This window comes from Pyramidobacter sp. YE332 (genome assembly GCF_033060595.1).
In the GTDB taxonomy this organism is placed as follows: domain Bacteria; phylum Synergistota; class Synergistia; order Synergistales; family Dethiosulfovibrionaceae; genus Pyramidobacter.
In genome coordinates this window covers 677,975-694,857 of record NZ_CP133038.1, presented here as the reverse complement: position 1 = coordinate 694,857, position 16,883 = coordinate 677,975, and the positions used below count along the sequence as shown (strand labels likewise).

Genomic DNA, 16,883 nt, shown 5'->3' with positions numbered 1-16,883 from the left:
GGAGGCTTTTTCATGCCGCGCCGGGCGCGGACAGTCGGCTAGCGGCGCGCGGCTTCGAAGCTCAGGTCGGGATAACCGGCGGCGCGGACGGTCACGGCGCTGCGCTCCTTGAAGAGCGGCGCGGAAAGGTCGAGGCGGCCTTCGCCGTCGATGACCTTCGCTTTCTTCGGATTGACCGCTGTGCCGTCGATCGTCAGCTCGCGGACGCAGCGCAGATAGTTCTTGAAATCGTCTTCTCCGCCGACGGGGACGAGGCGTCCGCCTTCCGCGTCCCAAGCGGCGGGCAGCGCGTCGGTCGAGAGCACGAAAATCGCGGTCAGCGTCTCGTACACGCCCTTTTCGTCCGTGATTTTCATCTCGTATTCGCCGGGCTTGTTCTGCGCGGACCAAACGATGCGGCCGTCTGCGGCCGCGCCGCCGTCAAGCGCGCCGGCGTCGTACACGGGAACGTAGTCCCTGGGCAGCTCGCCTTCGATCGCAAACGCCGTGCCGCCGGCCGCGAGCGCGGCGTTCTCCGCCTTCAGACGGCAGCCGGTGAGGACGGGCAGATAAACCTGCGCGTCCACATTGTAGACGGCCTTGTCGGTGATGTAGGTCAGGCCGGTGATCGTCGTGCCGGTCAGGGTCTTGTAGTGCGCGGGGAAGGTGGGATTGACGTCCTTGATGAATTTGGTGTGGCCCACGTTCCAGCCCAGCTCGCGGCCGCCGCGCCAGATGTTCTCCAGGCGGCGCATGCCGTAGTCGCTCTGCGCCGTGCGGACGATCACGCCGTACAGCGTTTCCTTCTCGGGGTCGGTGTCGAAGCCGTCCAGCTTCATCTGGTAGTCGCCGCGCCGGGTCATGGTCCTGACGCTGCCCTTCACGTCCGCGACGGCCACTTCCGGCAGCCCCTGCACCTTGCCGAAGGCGGGCGCGCCGCCGGCAACGCTCATTTCCTTGAAGAACGCGGGAACCTGCGCCAGTTCGGTCCAGGCGTAGCTGCCGAGGGCGAACAATTCGTCGGCCGAAGCGGCGCAAGCAAATCCCTTCAGCGCCGCCTCGTCAGTCTTGACGGGGAACGTCACGCCTTCGATGACCAGCGCTTTGTCGTCGCCGGTGTGGTAGGTGCCTCCGACCAGCTTCGCGTTCCTCGCCTTGGCGACGGTCGCCGAGGTGACCGCATCCACCGGCACGGGGTTCTTCGTCAGTTCCGCCCTGTAAAAATCGTCGTAGGGAACGTTCATCAGCACGAAAACCGGCGCGCTCTCGGCGCTCCCCGCTCCGCACGCCGCCAATGCCAGCGCGGCGATTGCCGCTGTCAGTCCTTTTTTCAACATAGCTCAGCCTCCTTGGATATTGTAGTTAGATAAATCTAACATCAGCGTCATCATAGCATTTCCCGCCGCCGCGTGTCAACGAAAATCCCCATGCTGAAGCCGCCGGCAAATTTTTCTCGGGAAGCGGGCGATATTTCCCGCTCCGCCGCCGAAGACAATGTTTTTCGCGCGCGTTCGGCGGTATAATAATCGCGAAAAGATTCGCGCGCTACGCTTCAAGCGAGAGGAGGCCCGGACAATGACGTACACAAAATATTACGATTCGCCGCTCGGCAGAATGCTCATGGCCGCCGACGGCGCGGCGCTGACGGGGCTGTGGTTCGAGGGGCAGAAACATTTCGCCCGTACGCTGGCGGGACAGCACGCCGAGGGCGACCTGCCCGTGTTCGCCGAAACGGCGGCGTGGCTGGACACGTATTTCGCGGGCCAGAACCCCGGCCCCGTTCCGCCGCTGAGCCTGCACGGCAGCGAATTCCAACTGGCCGTGTGGGACGCGCTCGTGGCCATCCCCTACGGAACCGTCAGGACTTACGGCGACATCACCCGCCGGATCGCTTCGGAACGGGGACTCAGCCATATGTCGGCGCGGGCCGTCGGCGGCGCGGTCGCTCACAATCCCATCTCCGTCATCGTGCCCTGTCACCGCGTCGTCGGCGCCGGCGGCAGCCTGACCGGCTACGCCGGAGGCCTCGCCAGAAAACAGACCCTGCTGCGCCTCGAAGGCGTCGACCTGAGCCGCTTCTTCGTCCCCAAAACGGGAACGGCGCTGTAAAGAGCGATTCGCCAAAACTCGAAAAACGCCGTCAACGGCAGATTTCGCCGCAGACCGTTTCACGCAGAACGGCAAAAGATCGCGCCGCGCTCCCCTGACAAAAGGGGAACGCGGCGCGGCTTTTTGAAAAGACACCTCCGGCATGACGGAGTTCCGCCATGTCATACTATTCTTGATAGAAAGTATAAACATAGTTTTCTGGGCGCTGCGAGGGAGTTCAGTCACTCAGAACTACCTCGACTGCTGCGCAGCTCGCTTTGTGAATTTTCCCCGCAGCACCCTTATGTTCGGCTTTTTAATTGAGAAAATAATATCATTCGGAAGGCATAACGCCTCCCCATATTCGCGGCCTTGCAAAAAGTCCCGAACCTGACGCAGATCCGGGACTTCGATTCTCTCAGGACGAACGTCGTCTAGTCGGCAGCCTTCTTGGCGGCTTCGATTTCTTCGGCCGTGGCGTCGGCGTCGCGCAGATAGCGGCCGATGCCGTTCTGCATGATATCGTCATAGGAAGGCATGTTGGTGATCACGATCTTGCGCTCGCCTTCGGGGCCTTTCGCCAGCATCCGCTGCGCCTCGGCGTCGTCGATCTTCAGCGCCGCACCGGGCTTCAGTTCGCCGAGATCCTTGGGATAACCGCCGTACTCGTTGCGGGCGTCTTCGCCCAGGTCGGAGTAGATCTCCGCCAGAGACAGATCGGTGGCCACGTTGCGGCCGGTGCGCTCGTTCAGAGTGACGCCCTCGCTCTTGTAGTCGACCTTCAGCAGCTTGTCCTCGAGCAGATGGCGGTACACTTCGTCCTTGCCGTTGATGATCAGCTCTTCATAGGTGACGCCGCGGGCGGAACCCTGGCTGGGGTTGGGCGTCTCCGAAAGGAAAGCGATGGCGGGCGTGTAGTCGCCAAGCTCGCGGTGCGAAAATCCGTGCAGCGGGATGGGCGAGATTTCGACGCGCATCCTGATGTTCTGTTCCTCGAGCATCAGCGCCATCTCCGAGGTCAGGTCGATGCCTTTCTGATGCACGCAGATGGCGTTGACCAGAGGCTTTTCGGGCGGAGCTTCGTGATGGTCGATGATCATGTCGGCGCCCTCGTCCCAGCACATGCGGTTGAAAGCGTAGGCGACCTGCTGGGTCAGCAGACCGTGAGGATTGCCGGGATGGGCGCGGTCAAGGTTGCGGATCTCGTCGGCGGCCAGATTCTGCCCCGAGGGATAATGCAGGTACATGTCGGGGTCGGGGAACTGGTCGACGGGGTTGGAACCGCGGTTGCCGTAGCGGAAATAACGGACCTTGCCGCTGGGCGTGGCGATGTGGAAATAGGGCACATGGCCGAGCCCGGGCTCGCAGGTGCTGAAGCCGGAGTTGTTGGAGTGAGGCACCACCATGACCTTGCCCTCGGTGACCACGGCGTTCTCGACGAAGAGAATGGCCGCCAGCAGTCCGCCGGGCTCGGTGGGATGCGTGCCGCCCATGATGATGAAATTTCCGCCGGGCTTGCCGCTGTCGAGGACGTAGACCTTGGAGTCGCCGTTGGTCCCTTTCAGGAAAGGATTGTAATCGCTCAGCATCTTCACGCTGGTGACGCCGGGGCCTCTGTAAATGGGCTCGACGTTGAACTGATGGCGGAATTCCTTGCCGACGGTGAAGATCCCGGCGCCGAGTGCGGCCGCGAGGATCAGTCCGGTGAGGAAATTGCCGCGGCCTTTGTTCGCAGAATTGTTTTCAGACATTTTTCATTCTCCCTCTTGAACCGATCAGTGAAGCAGAAACAGACGCAGAAGGAAAGGAATAAGGAGGATGGCGCAGCCGATCTGCTTGGCAAGGCTTTTCTGGGTGAACAGGTTATAGATGAACAACACCGAGAAGAAGGCGACCATGACCAGATAGGCGTACTTCATGATAATGTACTGGATTGCCATAATGAGAAGACTCCTCTCTTACTTCAGGGGAATGCCCAGACCGCGCAGGAAGACCACGATCTCGTTGGCATAGACCATGACGACAACGCTGATGATCAACGACAGGACGGCGGGGAGAACGCATTTCTTGAGCATCTTGCCCTGATTCTCAAGCCCTACGGCGCGGGCGGCAAACTGCGCGGAAACCGAAGTCGGCGGCAGCAGCGCGCCCACGCACATGATCAGCGTCAGGGCGGAGGTGACCCAGATCGCGTTCTTGTTCGTGAAGGCCATGATCAGCGGGATGCCGAGCACGCCGGCGCAGCCGAAGGGCATCAGCAGACCGCCGACGATGGGCGCGACCACCGCGATGGACAGATAAAGCAGCGGTCCCTTCAATCCGAGGGCGCCAAGCACCGTGGCGCCGCGGGCGCCGGTCAGCCCCATGATCTGAATCATCATGCCGACGGCGGCAAAGAGCGCCATGACCTCGACGGACTCGGACATGGACTGGACGGATACCTTCCAGAAGTTGATCTTCTTTTTGCTGCACAGCAGCGCCATGACGATGCCCATGCAGAACACCAGCGGCGTGCCGGGGTCGATCTGCGGATAGTAACTCTTGACGATCATGTAGCCGATCAGGAACACCAGCGGGAACTGAGGCAGGAATCCCCTCACCGCGGGATCGCCGGGGATCTTGGCGAGAACGGCTTCCCTGTCGACCTTGCCGACCGAGCGGCGGGCGATGTACAGCACCGAGAAAACGGCCAGCGGCAGCGTCAGGATCAGCAGCGGGATCGCAAAGCCCTCGTAAGGCATGTAGACGCCCGTGCCGATCAGCATGGCGGGCACGTTGACGGGCGGCGCCACCATGCCGAACAGCGAGCCGAGAGCGATGATCGCCGCGGCGTCGTCGCGCGAAACGCCGATCTCCAGCAGAATGGGCAGCACGAGCACGCCGGTGCTCAGGACCGACGCGGGGGCCGAACCGGTGAGCATGGCCGGCAGCATGATCAGGATCATGATCAGGACCAGCAGAAGCGTAGGCGACTTGTGGAAGCCGCTGACGATCTCGCGGGTCAGCAGATTCAAGGCTCCGTTCTCCTTGAGGATGCTCATGAAGAGCATGCCGGCCGCCACCGTCAGCATCAGGTTGAGGAACAGCATGGAGCCCTCCATGAAGTGCCTCAGCAGCGACGGCACGGTCTCGCTGTTGCCGACGAAGACGCTGGCGATGGACGTGAAGTAGTCGCGTTTCAGAAGGGGATCGGTCATGCCGCCGACGACGGCCCCTGCGATCGACGCGACGACCAGCAGAACGGCGACGGGGATCTTACGCATGAACGAACCTGCCACCAGGATCGCCAGCATGACTCCCAAAACGATTAACGAATTGGTCATTCTCTTTCGTACCTCCAGAAAGGTAAAACTGTGACTTCGGCCTCGCTGCCCCACGGCAGCACTTTCACGCGCGGAACTTCGAACCGGCCGCCGCGTTCCGTCCGCGACCGCGGACGGAACGCGGCGGACCGTTATTCATTGACGGGATAAATCCTCTTTCCCGGGGAGGAACTTCGCGGGCGGATCATAGAGCCCGCCGGACCACTCCACCAGCTCCATGATGTTCTTGGCGGCCAGGCGGTCGCGGGTCGCCGTAGCCGCGTCGATGCCAAGATCGGCGGGCGTTTTGACGATGCCGAGCTCGCGCATCCGGCGGCGCTCCTCCTCGCTGCCCTGCAGCCCTACGGGGGTCTTGCCGGCGACGCTGCGGATGGCGGCCCGGCGCTCTTCGATGTCGCGGCAACGGTGCAGATACGCGATACCCTGTTCGGTGACGATGTGAGTGAGACCGTCGCCATAGATCATGACGGGCTCGATGGGCAGGTTGGCGTTTTTCATCAGTTTCTCGGCGTCAAGATGTTCCACGAACGCGGGGATTTCCTTGAACTGGCCGGGATTCTTCGTGTCCCTGATCTTGGCGACCGTGTTCAGGATCTGCACGACCAGACGGCGGCCGCGGTGCAGATCGGGCCCGATGGCAGAGGCTTGGGCGCCGACTTCGGCGCCCGCCTTGAGCCATGCGGCCGTCGAGTGACGACGGCCGCGGGAATCGCAGCCCATGTTGGGCGCGCCGCCGAAACCGGCGACCTTCGTCGCCGTGGCCGTGCTGCTGTTGCCGTAAGGATCGATCTGCAGCGTCGCGCCGACGAACGCATCGATGGCGTAATGGCCGGCGACCTGCGACATGCAGCGGTTCGACCTCATCGAGCCGTCGGGACCGATGAAGAACACGTCGGGACGGGCCGCCACGTAACGTTCCATGCCCAGTTCGCCGCCGAAACTGTGGACCGACTTGACCCAGCCCGACTCGATGGCGGGAATCAGCGTCGGATGCGGATTGAGGATCCAGTTCGTGCAGATCTTGCCCTTCAGCCCCAGTTCCTCGCCGTACGTGGGCAGCAGCAGTTCGATGGCCGCGGTGTCGTAGCCGACGCCGTGGTTCAGGTTCTGGATGCCGTATTCGGCGTAAATGCCCTTGATGGTCATCATCGCCGTCAGCACGCGGGCGTCGGTGATCTTGGCGGGATCGCGCGTGAACAGCGGCTCGATGTAGAACGGCCGGGGCGATTTGACGATGAAATCGACGAAATCGGCGGGGATGTCCACGCGCGGCAGCCGGTCCACGATCTCGTTGACCTGGACGACGACGATGCCCTGACGGAACTTGGTGGCCTCGACGATCGTCGGCGTATCTTCGGTGCTGAAACCGGTGTAGAGGTTGCCCTCTCGGTCGGCGGCATCAGCCACGACCAGCGCCACGCGGGGCGTCAGATCGAGGAAATAGCGGCCGTAAAGTTCAAGATAGGTGTGAATGGCCCCGAGATCCAGCTTGCCGGCGCCGAGCAGCTCGGCGATGCGGCCGGACTGAGGCCCGGAGAACGAGAAATCGAGCTTCTTGGCGATGCCCTTTTCGAACACGTCGAGGTGCTCGGGCAGCGTCAGGACCGACTGCACCATGTGCAGATCGTGCACTTTGGCAGGATCGACGGCACACAGGCATTGAGCCAGAAAATCAGCCTGCTTCTGATTGTCGCCTTCGATGTTGACGCGGTCGAAAGGGCGGATAACCGCTTCGAGCAGAGCGACGGCATCCTCCGCCGCGACGACCTTGCCGCTGCCGACGATCTTCGCCGCCGCGGCAAGACGCTCGTCAGTATCGCGCTTGATCGTATCCCAGGTACGGGAAGTATCGTGATTGATCATCATCTGAAGTCTCCTTGAATTTTTTACAGCCCTCCGCTTCTCTTGCGCATTTCACACACAAGAGAGGAGAGCTCGCACAGCGCCGCACTCGGACAGGACGACGGGCTGCGTGATGCGTAATTTTCGGCGTCATGTCGGCAGGAAAGCCGAAAGAGAGCGGGACAGTCTTCCAACGACGCTCGAAGAATCCGCTCCTGCCCCGTTAAAACATCATGACTCACTCCCGCGAAAGAAGAATGAGTCATGACGTTCAGATCTATGCTTCTGTATTACTTGAGCATCTCCGGCATGATCTTGCGGAGGTCGCCGGTCTTCTGAATCGTGTACATGGGAACGTTCTTCTCAGTGCTGAGGTTGGTAAAGTAACCGTCAGCATTGCCGTCCTCACGAACGATCATGAAGTTGGCGTCGCCGGCAAAAGTCAGGAAAGGGGCCGAATTCGGACCGCGGCGGTCGGGGCCGCCGATGTGGAGCGCCACGACGTACGCGTTGTTCTTCTTGGCTTCGGCGATGAGCTCGGTGCAGCGGGCCAGTTCGGAAGGAATGTCCAGACCGGCGGCGCCAAGCCCCTTGCCGCTGCCGCCGAGAACCACGAACAGCGTCTTGTACTTTGTCCAGTCAACGTCTTTGGCAAAAACCGCCATCTCGTAGTCGACCTGATACTTTTTCGTCATCAGCTTCACGGCGTTGGCGTCCTGGCTCTGACCGAAGGGGGTCAAAAGGACGGGCTGCTGAACCGTGGGAAGCGCCGGCTGATCGGCAAAAGCGGCCGCGCCGAAAGCGAGAAAGCTGGCGCAGAGAAGCGCCGCAAGCGTAAATTTCTTCATCGTTGCGAAAATCTCCTTTAACGGATAGATTTGAGCGCCAGGCAAGAGAAACTTACCAGGCGAAGGTGTAGGCGTTTCTGGTGGGATCGGCGCCGACGCTCCAGAAGCCGTTCTCGCGCACGCCAAGGCCGAGAGAACCGGTGTTGGTCACGGGGACCATCTTGTAGCCCATGGCCTTCAGCTCGTCGAGCACCTTGGGATCGACCTGGGTCGGATAGTTGACCATGTAGGAAATCTGCTTGGGATATTTGTTCAAGCTGGCCGTGTCGCCGGCGGCGTCCGTAGCGATGCGGGGAGTCTCGACGGCCGCCTGGGGGCGCATGCCGAACTCGACGACGTTCAGGAATCCCTGGACCTTCGTCTGTTCCTGACGGTCGGCGTTGGGCGTGCCGAAAGCCATGTAAGGTTCGCCGTCCTTCAGAGCGATCGAAGGCGTGATCGTCTGCACGGTGCGCTTGTGAGCCTCGAGCGCGTTGGGCAGATCCATGTCGGGCGAGTACTGGATGCGGCGGTCGTTCATCATGATGCCGTGCACCATCATGCTGGAACCGAAGAAATGGTTGATGGAGTGCGTCACGGCCACGATGTTGCCTTCGGCGTCGCAGACGAACATATGCGTCGTGTCGGGACCCTTCTTCTCGTAGTCGACGAAGTACTTCTGGTCGCCCAGCGGGATCTCGTCGACGGCCTTGTTCATGTCGATCTGCTTGGTCATTTCCTTGGCGAACTCCTTGGTCAGGAGCGCGGCGGGGAACTTGTGGAAGCGGGGATCGGCGCTGAAGCGGTTGCGGTGGTTGATGGCGATCTGCAGAGCCTGGGTGAGGACGTTGATGTAATCCTTGCTGTTGTGCCCCATGGCCTTGAGGTCATAGTTCTCGAGCATGTTGAGCGTCTCGATCAGAACGGTGCCCTGGCTGTTGGGAGGCGTGCAGTACACGTCGATGCCGCGGTAGTTGGTGGTGATGGGCGTGGTCTCCTCGGCATGGAACTCGTTGAAGTCCTCGATGGAGAAATCGCCGCCGTTTTCGTTGTTCCACTTGACGATCTCTTCGGCGACAGGGCCGCGATAGAAGTAGTCGTCGGCCGCCTTGAAGCCGTCGGCAAGCGTCTTGCCTTCGGCCGCCTTGGCCGCCACCTCGCCCATCGTCTTCATCAGATCGGCATAGTCCTTGTTCACATAGACGTCGCCGGCTTTCAGCGCTTTGCCGTTGGGGAAGAACACGGCCTTGGCCTGATCGTTCATGGGGCCGGCGTTCTTCTCGATCATGTTGGCCAGGAAGTCGTCGACGATGATGCCGTTCTCGGCCATGTCGACCACGGGCGCGAGGATGTCCTTCAGGGGCATCGTGCCGTACTTGGCCAGGAACGTCATCCAGCCCGACCACTCGCCGGGGATGTGCATGGAGAAAATGCCCTTGGCGGGAATCTCGGCGTCTCTCTCGAGCTGCTCCTTGGCCTTGTTGGGAGCCCAGCCGGTGCCGTTGAAGCTGAAAACCTTCTTGTCCTTGGCGGAATAACCGATCAGCTGCAGGTCGCCGCCGAAGATGTGACACATCATGACCTCGCTGTAGCTCTGCGCCGCAGCCATGGCCAGCGCCGCGTCGAACGCGGTGCCGCCGGCCTGCAGGATCTTCATGCCGGCCAGTGCCGCGGCGGGACTGCCCGCGTGAGCGACGGCGCGGCCGCTGATCGTGGGACGCGTCTGCTTGTACATCAGATTCGCGCTCGCGCTGCCGGCAAAAACGCTCAGGCCCAGCGCAACTGCTGCCAAAACTTTCTTGTTCATTGTACTTCCCCCTCACAAAGATGAAATACTCTCCTCTGCTCCATCCGGAGCGCCCTTGCTTAAAACTTTATATGCCACGCCCAACATTATCGGGAGGACATACCATAAGGTTATAATAACCTGACGAAATTCTAGCACAGGCCATTCGATAAAATTGTCATTGAAGCTAACTGACACGTTGAGAATCTATTTAAAATACAGCGGCAGTTTAAGAAGGACGGCTCGCTCTTCCCTATTCGCCCCGGACACGCGGTCCATTATAAGCAGACCTCCTTCATGCGTCTAATACATCAGTTATATATCGCTTATGCTTCAAATTTATGATTATGGCTTTGTTTTCGCAAGAAAGGGGCATTTGCGATCTTCGTTTGCCCGTTACAAAATTTTCACGCCGCTCCTTTCATTTACGGTGCGCCGTCAATCAAACCCCTTGATTGCGATGCGCATCACAGCATCATCGTGTTGTACGAAAAAACGTGCTCGCGCCATTCCGTGCCCATGGCGTATTCCCAGAAGAGCCTCATGCCGCCGGTGAAGGAACTGCTTTCGCGCCGCAGCATGTAGACGTAACGCGCCACCTGCAGACGGCGCACCGGCACGACCATGATGTCATGGTTTTCGCGGTTGGCCGCCAGCAGCGAGCGCGCCACAAAACCGACGCCGGCGCCGAGCGTCACCGACGACAGCACGTCGTTGTTGCCCGACACCTGCATGACGACGTTCATCTGCGCCAACGACAGGCCGACGCGGTTCAGCGCCTGGATCAGCAGGCGCATCAGATTGCCCGAGGCGTCGCGCACGATCAACGGCAGGCGTTTCAGTTCGCGCAGCGTAATCGGTCCCGACAGTCCCATGCGGACCGGAGCGATCAAAACAAGCGGATCGTAAAAGAACCGCTCGAAAACGATGCCGTCGTCCTGCGGTCGAGTGCCGGTCACGCCGAGATCGAACTCCCCCTCTTTGAGACGACGCGCCAGTTCGGTGCCTCGAAACGTTTTGACCTGTACCGTAAGCGTAGGGTTCTCCTCGCGGAATTTATTGGTCAGCACAGGCAGGAGCGAGCTGCCCGGCGTCGGCGTGACGCCGATTCTGACGGGCGTCTGCGGCGCATCCGACGACAGCGTGACGGCCGACAGCATGCCCCGATAATCGGCCAGCGCCTTTCGAGCGAACGTGGCAAAGATTTCGCCGGCCGCCGTCGGACGAACGGGACGCCGCTGCCCAGGCGTGCGTTCCAACAGCCTCTGCCCCACTTCCGCCTCCAGCACGTTCAGCGAAGCCGTGATGCTCGGCTGGCTCAGGTGCAGCAGACGGCCGGCGGCAGCAAAAGAACCGCAGCTCAAAATCGTCGCAAAAAGGTGAAGCTGTTCGAATCGCATCTGTCGGCCTCTCTTCTCTCGAAAATTTCTTATTGAAAAAACTTATAACTTCTAAAATCAAGTATACACGCACGGGACGATTTTGCCAGCCTTCAGAAAAATTAAATATATATTTTTTCGATAGGTCATTCGCAAAACGCAAAAAACAGATACCTAGCAAGTCTTTGATTTTACTGGACCGGGCTGATATATTGAGACCGTGAACGAAATGGCGTTCACACATACGAAATTATTCAACAGGGGGACGATCATGATGAAAAAGAGCATCTTAGCAAAAGTTGTGTCTGTCGCCGCGCTGTTCATCACATGCGGTGCGGCCTTCGCCGCCGGCAAATACGACAACTGGCCGGAAAAGGATATTCACATCGTCTACTACACCCGCCCCGGTTCGGGCGGCGACACGTTCCTTCGCAACATGGCCGTCGCCGTCAAGAACAAGCTGAACGGGCACAACATCGTGATCGAGAATCTCATCGATCCTTCCGGCGCCGTGCCTTGGGGGCGTGTGCAGAGAGCGCCCCAGGACGGCTACACGCTGGCCTGCCTGAGCACCACGGTGGTCACCGCCGATCTGATCGGTCATTCGCCCGTCAAATATCCCGACTTCGCCTATGTTTGCGCGCTGGGCAACGATCCTCAGTACGTCTTCACCCGTAAGGACATGCAGTTCGACACGTTGCCCGAGCTGATCGACTACGCGAAAAAGAATCCCGGCAAGCTTAACTGGGGCACCGCGGCACCAACCAGCGCCAGCACGATCTGCTCCGCCGAGATCATCCGCACGACGGGGATCGACGTGAACCGGATCGTTTTCGACACCGGCGGCGACACGCTGGTCAATATTCTCGGCGGTTTCTGCGACGTGGGCGTCGGCGAATACGTCGACATGCGTCCGCAGGTCGAAGCCGGCAACCTCAAGCTGATTGCGTTGCTTGCCAGAGACCGCAACAGCCTCAACGTGCCTACTACCACCGTCGAGAATGGTTTCAACATCGTCTTCGAGCGTCTGCGCGGTCTCGCCGCTCCCGCCGGCACCGATCCCGAACTGGTGGCCCGTATGGCCGAAGTTTTCAAGGCCGCCCTTGACGACGAGAAGTTCAAAAAGTATCTGGCCGACGAGGCTATCGAGGGCAAGTTCGTCGATGGCGCCGCGTTCCTCGCCTCCTATGACGGCGTGGCCGCAACCATCAAAGACAACGAAGCGGCTCTGCGCGGCAAGAAAAATTAGTCTTGTCGAAATTCTGGCAGATTCGCCGCCGCGGCGCGGCGAGTCTGCTCTTTCGTATCGAAATCGACGGTTCGCCGCGATTTTGGGAACTGATTTTTATTTTTCGTTCAAGGAGGAATCCCTTTGAGCAGTTTTCTCAGCAAGGATCGCCTGATCGGCCTCTTTTGCTTCGCCTTTGCCGGTTACGTCTGGTACGAAGCGGGGACGTTCCCCACATCCGACTTCGACGCGGTCGGTCCCACGCTGTATCCGCGTTTTCTCGCCACGGTCATCGGTCTGGCGGCGCTGATCATTTTCCTGAAGGCAAAGCCCGAAAACGCCGCCGGCGCTTCGCGCCCCAAGTACGGATCGTTCCTGTACGTGATCCTGCTTTCCGCCGCCTACGCTACCCTGCTGAATCCGCTCGGTTTTATCCCTACGACGATTCTGTTCCTGCTGTGCATGGTGATTTACTTCGACCCCAGCGAGATGAAGGTCCGGCTGCGCAACGCCGCGCTTTATGCGGTGCTGTTCAGCGTTTTCCTGTATCTCTTCTTCGCCAAACTGCTGGGCGTACTTTTGCCCGGCGGCGTACTTCACGGTCTGCTCGGCTGATTTCAAGGAGGTTTTTCTCATGTTGGCTCTTTTCGGTCAGGGCCTGATGCAGGCCGCGACGCCTCTCAACATCATGTACATCGCTTTCGGCGTCATCTGGGGCATCATCGGCGGCGCCATCCCCGGCATTTCCGCTTCGGTGGCTATGTCGCTGCTGCTGCCGCTTACGTTCGGCATGGACCCCGCGCATTCGCTGCCCATGCTGGCGGCTGTTTACGTGGGAGCGGAGTACGGCGGCTCGATCCCCGCCATTCTGATCAAGACGCCCGGCACGGGCGCCGCGGCGGCCACAGTGCTCGACGGTTACGAGATGCAGCGCAAGGGGCTGGGCGGCAAGGCGCTGTGCATTTCGCTGTATGCCGGTGTGCTTGGCGGCCTGGTTTCCGTCATCATCCTGGTGTTTTCCACGCTGCCGCTGGCGCGTTTCGCTCTGAAGTTCGGACCCAGCCAGTACTTCTGGATGGCCATGATGGGGCTTTCCATCGTCGGCGCCGTGTCCGGCAAGGATCCCATGAAAGGCATCATCTCCGCCGCGTTCGGCCTGTTCCTCGCCATCATCGGCATGGATAAGTTCACGTCGACGCAGCGTTTCACGTTTGGCGTGTTCCGGCTTTCCGAGGGGCTTGACCTGATTCCCGTGCTGGTCGGGCTGTTCGCCCTCAGCGAGGTGTTCCGCCAAATTTTTTCGGGCGAGATTTTCAACGTCATCAAGGACAGGATCAAGATGACCTACCCCAGCAAGAAGGAGCTCGCCGCCGTCACTCCCATCGTTCTGGCCTGCGGCGCCATGGGATCCGTGGTCGGCGCTCTGCCCGGCGCAGGGGCCACGATCGCCTCGTGGATCGGGTATTCCGAGACGAAGATGTTCTGCAAGAACAATGAGACGTTCGGCACTGGCGACATCCGCGGCGTCGCCGCTCCCGAATCGGCCAACAACGCCGTTCCCGCCGGCGGCCTGATTCCGCTGCTGGCGCTCGGCATTCCCGGCTCGAACTCGACGGCTATTCTCATGGTGGGATTCAGCCTGGCGGGCATCTCCTGCGGCCCGATGCTGTTCATCAATCAGCCGCAGGTTCCCTATGGTCTGATGGCCAGCATGTTCGTGGCGCAGATCGTGCTGCTCTTCGTGGGGCTGATGATGCTCCGTCCCTGCGTGTACATCACCTCCATCAAGAAAATTTACCTCACTTCGGCTATCATGTTGTTCGCCTTCATCGGCGCGTTCTCCACGACCAACGACATTTACTCCGTAATTCTCGTGCTGGTCTTCGGCCTGATCGGTTTCGTCATGAAGGAACTGGGGTTCGCGCCGGCGGCCACGGTGCTCGGATTCGTTCTCGGCGAACTGGTGGAGGGCAACCTGCGCCGCACCATGCAGATGTCCCGCGGCTCCATGGATATTTTCTTCGCCGGCGGTCTGAACAAGTTCTTCATCGCTCTGACGATCCTCGGCGTGCTGTTCCCCTACATCTCCAAGTGGATCAGCTCTCGCCGCAAGGCCGCGGCTTAAAGCGGAGGCTTCTACGATGGCAGATTTCGACTTCAGCCACGAAGCTTTTTATGACAATCACACGCACCGTCTGTTTATGGACAGGACATCCGTCACGGCCGAAGAGTTCGCGCTCAATTACTATCACGGCGTGCGTGATGCCGAAGACGACGCGGGGCGTCCCTGCCCGTCCGCCGCGGCGTTCAGTCACATGCCGTACCAGAGCGTCGTACGGACGCTGGTTCACGCCATGTCGCACCGCTTCGGCTGCGAGGAGTCGCTGCAAGGCGTCGTAGCCTTCCGCAACAGCCGCACGAAAACGCCGGAGGACCTGCGCCGCTACACGCGCATGCTCTACGCCGACCAAAAGGTCTGCGGCTGCACGCTCGACTGCGAGCTGCCCATGGGGCACCACGACACGATGTGCTTTCCCTGCCGCGTGAACCGCCTGTTTCAGTACGAAAATGTCTTCAGCGAACAACTTCAAACGGCGGATTCTTACAAAGCGCTGTTGGATCAAGTGCTGCAGAGCATCAACGACGCGGCTCGGCAGGGGTTTGCCGGACTCAAAGGGCATATCGGCGAAAAGTTCGGCGGCATGGCCGTGCGCGACATAACAGCGCAGGATGCGGAAAAATCCTTCGACGCCGCGAAATCCGGCAAAAAGGAAGCCGTCGACACGGTTTATCACGCTATGTTCCCTCATATTCTCACGATCTGTCAGGATTTGAACGTGCCGCTGCATCTTCATTCCGGCAGCACGGGATTCAAAAATCGTACTGACTTCTATCAGGTTGATCCGATCCTGATGGCGCCGTTCCTCAAGGAAAAACGTTTCTTCCACGCAAAAATCGTTTTCCTGCATCAGAGTTTTCCCTTCACGCGCAACGCCGCCATCATGGCCTGCAACTTCCCCAACGTGTACCTCGACCTGAGCCAGACGCTGCCCTGGCAGCCGCTGTTGTTTGCGCGCTGCCTCGAAGACGCGCTTTCGATCACGCCGCACGACAAGATCATGCTCGGCACGGGACAGCACTGGTACGCCGAAATGGTCTGGATCGCCGCTTTCATCGCCAAGAAAGCGCTGACGCGCGTCATGAGGCAGTTCACGGAAGACGGTCTGCTCTCCGAACGTCAGGCAAAAGAAAGCGCCCGCATGGTGCTGAGCGAGAACGCGCTGAAACTCTACGGGCAGAGGGACTGATCCGCGCTTTGCCGCACGCGGCGAAAAAAACAAAAGGCCCTTTCAGATTCGCGACGGAGCCTGAAAGGGCCGATTTTATTTCACATGCATCACATCTGATCGTCCAAGGAGGAATCCCTCTATGTACAGTAAAAAATCACGAGCCGCGGTCTTGCGCGATCTCTTCAGAAACAATCGGGTCGTCGTCGCACCGGCCGCAGGCGACGCGCTTGGCGCCCGCATGGTGGAGGACGCCGGCTTCGAGGCCGTGGTCGTCAGCGGGTCGTCCATGTCCAACCTCGAGCTGGGCAGCGCCGACGTGGGCATCCTCTCCTACGGCGAACTGCGCAACAACTTTCTCAACATCCTCGGCGCTACGACGATCCCGATGATCGTCGACGCCGACACGGGGTACGGCGGCACGCTGCCCATCCGCCGCATGGTGCGCGAGTACGAGGCCATGGACATCGCCGGCATCCAGATCGAGGATCAGGTTTTCCCGAAGATGTGCGCCTATTACAGCAACACGGCCGTGGTCAGCGCCGAGGAAATGGTGGAACGTCTGCGCGCCGTGTTCGCCGCGCGCCTCAATCCCGATTTCTTCGTGATCGCCCGCACCGACGCGGCCAAATCGCTCGGCTTCGACGAGGCGCTGCGCCGCGCCCAGATCTATCGTAACGCCGGAGCGGACATGATCTTCATCACCGTGCCGCCCAAGGCCGAGGACATGAAGCGCATCGCCGCCCTGCCCTTTCCCGTCTGCACGAGCATCGTCGAAGGCACCGTCAACGAGGACTTCACCGTCGACCAGCTGGCGGACATGGGGTTCAAGCTCGTCAAGTTCCCGCAGACGCTGATCCGCGCTTCCATGAAAGCCATGCACGACGCGCTCGCGAGCCTGCGCGAGACCGGCGGCACCAAAGCCTACCGCGACCGCATCGCCACGCAGAAAGAGCGCGGGCTCTACACCCATATCGGCGATTTCAGCGATTTTCAGGCGCGGATCGAGAGAAACAGCTCCTTCACAGTCGAAGAGTAGCGATCGTTCGCCAATGTTCCACGCGGAACACTCCGCATGAAAAACGCCCGACGGCTGCTGAACCGTCGGGCGTTTCGTTATGATCGCCTTGTCTCGTTTTTTTCG

At 60.2% G+C, this 16,883-nt stretch carries 14 protein-coding genes; 6 read left to right on the top strand and 8 right to left on the bottom strand.

All coding sequences use genetic code 11. The features are described 5' to 3' along the window. Window positions 1-38 precede the first annotated feature (38 nt). A complete protein-coding gene (locus RAH42_RS03170; protein ID WP_317539956.1) occupies window positions 39-1,316 on the bottom strand; it encodes a hemoblobin-interacting domain-containing protein in 1,278 nt (425 codons plus the stop codon). Window positions 1,317-1,554: 238 nt separating this feature from the next. Between RAH42_RS03170 and RAH42_RS03165 the strand changes: the two genes are divergently transcribed. Beyond that, a complete protein-coding gene (locus tag RAH42_RS03165) occupies window positions 1,555-2,088 on the top strand; it encodes a methylated-DNA--[protein]-cysteine S-methyltransferase (protein ID WP_078015592.1) in 534 nt (177 codons plus the stop codon). A gap of 413 nt (window positions 2,089-2,501) precedes the next feature. Here the strand turns inward: RAH42_RS03165 and RAH42_RS03160 are convergent, their stop codons facing one another. The 7 genes from RAH42_RS03160 to RAH42_RS03130 all read right to left on the bottom strand — a co-directional run bounded on the left by RAH42_RS03160 (window position 2,502) and on the right by RAH42_RS03130 (window position 11,245). Next, on the bottom strand, window positions 2,502-3,818 hold the full coding sequence (locus RAH42_RS03160; protein ID WP_078015593.1) for a hypothetical protein: 1,317 nt from the start codon (window positions 3,816-3,818) through the stop codon (window positions 2,502-2,504). Between the two features lie 24 nt (window positions 3,819-3,842). After that, the gene (locus RAH42_RS03155; protein ID WP_158606266.1) at window positions 3,843-4,007 is read right to left on the bottom strand and encodes a hypothetical protein; all 165 of its coding nucleotides are present in this window, start codon (window positions 4,005-4,007) and stop codon (window positions 3,843-3,845) included. An 18-nt stretch (window positions 4,008-4,025) separates the two neighbouring features. After that, complete coding sequence (locus RAH42_RS03150) at window positions 4,026-5,390, bottom strand: TRAP transporter large permease subunit (protein ID WP_078015594.1); 1,365 nt, start codon at window positions 5,388-5,390, stop codon at window positions 4,026-4,028. A 135-nt stretch (window positions 5,391-5,525) separates the two neighbouring features. Further along, a complete protein-coding gene (gene mdcA, locus RAH42_RS03145; protein WP_317539955.1) occupies window positions 5,526-7,253 on the bottom strand; it encodes a malonate decarboxylase subunit alpha in 1,728 nt (575 codons plus the stop codon). A 269-nt stretch (window positions 7,254-7,522) separates the two neighbouring features. Continuing rightward, complete coding sequence (locus RAH42_RS03140) at window positions 7,523-8,080, bottom strand: DUF6305 family protein (RefSeq protein WP_078015595.1); 558 nt, start codon at window positions 8,078-8,080, stop codon at window positions 7,523-7,525. 52 nt (window positions 8,081-8,132) lie between these two features. After that, window positions 8,133-9,866, bottom strand: a complete 1,734-nt coding sequence (locus RAH42_RS03135) for a gamma-glutamyltransferase (protein ID WP_078015596.1) — start codon at window positions 9,864-9,866, stop codon at window positions 8,133-8,135. A gap of 446 nt (window positions 9,867-10,312) precedes the next feature. Continuing rightward, window positions 10,313-11,245: a LysR family transcriptional regulator gene (locus RAH42_RS03130; protein WP_078015597.1), complete on the bottom strand. Its 933-nt coding sequence runs from the start codon at window positions 11,243-11,245 to the stop codon at window positions 10,313-10,315. Window positions 11,246-11,498: 253 nt separating this feature from the next. On the opposite strand from RAH42_RS03130, the gene RAH42_RS03125 reads away from it, so the two are divergent. The 5 genes from RAH42_RS03125 (at window position 11,499) to RAH42_RS03105 (ending at window position 16,778) form a co-directional block, all read left to right on the top strand. Continuing rightward, entirely contained in the window at window positions 11,499-12,473 is a 975-nt protein-coding gene (locus RAH42_RS03125; RefSeq protein WP_317539954.1) for a tripartite tricarboxylate transporter substrate binding protein, read from the top strand. Window positions 12,474-12,596: 123 nt separating this feature from the next. Next, window positions 12,597-13,067, top strand: a complete 471-nt coding sequence (locus tag RAH42_RS03120; protein WP_168169983.1) for a tripartite tricarboxylate transporter TctB family protein — start codon at window positions 12,597-12,599, stop codon at window positions 13,065-13,067. Window positions 13,068-13,086: 19 nt separating this feature from the next. After that, the gene (locus RAH42_RS03115; protein ID WP_317539953.1) at window positions 13,087-14,577 is read left to right on the top strand and encodes a tripartite tricarboxylate transporter permease; all 1,491 of its coding nucleotides are present in this window, start codon (window positions 13,087-13,089) and stop codon (window positions 14,575-14,577) included. A gap of 16 nt (window positions 14,578-14,593) precedes the next feature. Then, window positions 14,594-15,760 (top strand): amidohydrolase family protein, encoded by a 1,167-nt coding sequence (locus RAH42_RS03110; protein WP_078015601.1) that lies wholly within the window; start codon window positions 14,594-14,596, stop codon window positions 15,758-15,760. A 121-nt stretch (window positions 15,761-15,881) separates the two neighbouring features. Then, window positions 15,882-16,778 carry an isocitrate lyase/PEP mutase family protein gene (locus RAH42_RS03105; protein ID WP_078015602.1) on the top strand — a complete coding sequence of 299 codons (897 nt, stop codon included), beginning with the start codon at window positions 15,882-15,884 and terminating at the stop codon, window positions 16,776-16,778. Window positions 16,779-16,883 lie beyond the last annotated feature (105 nt).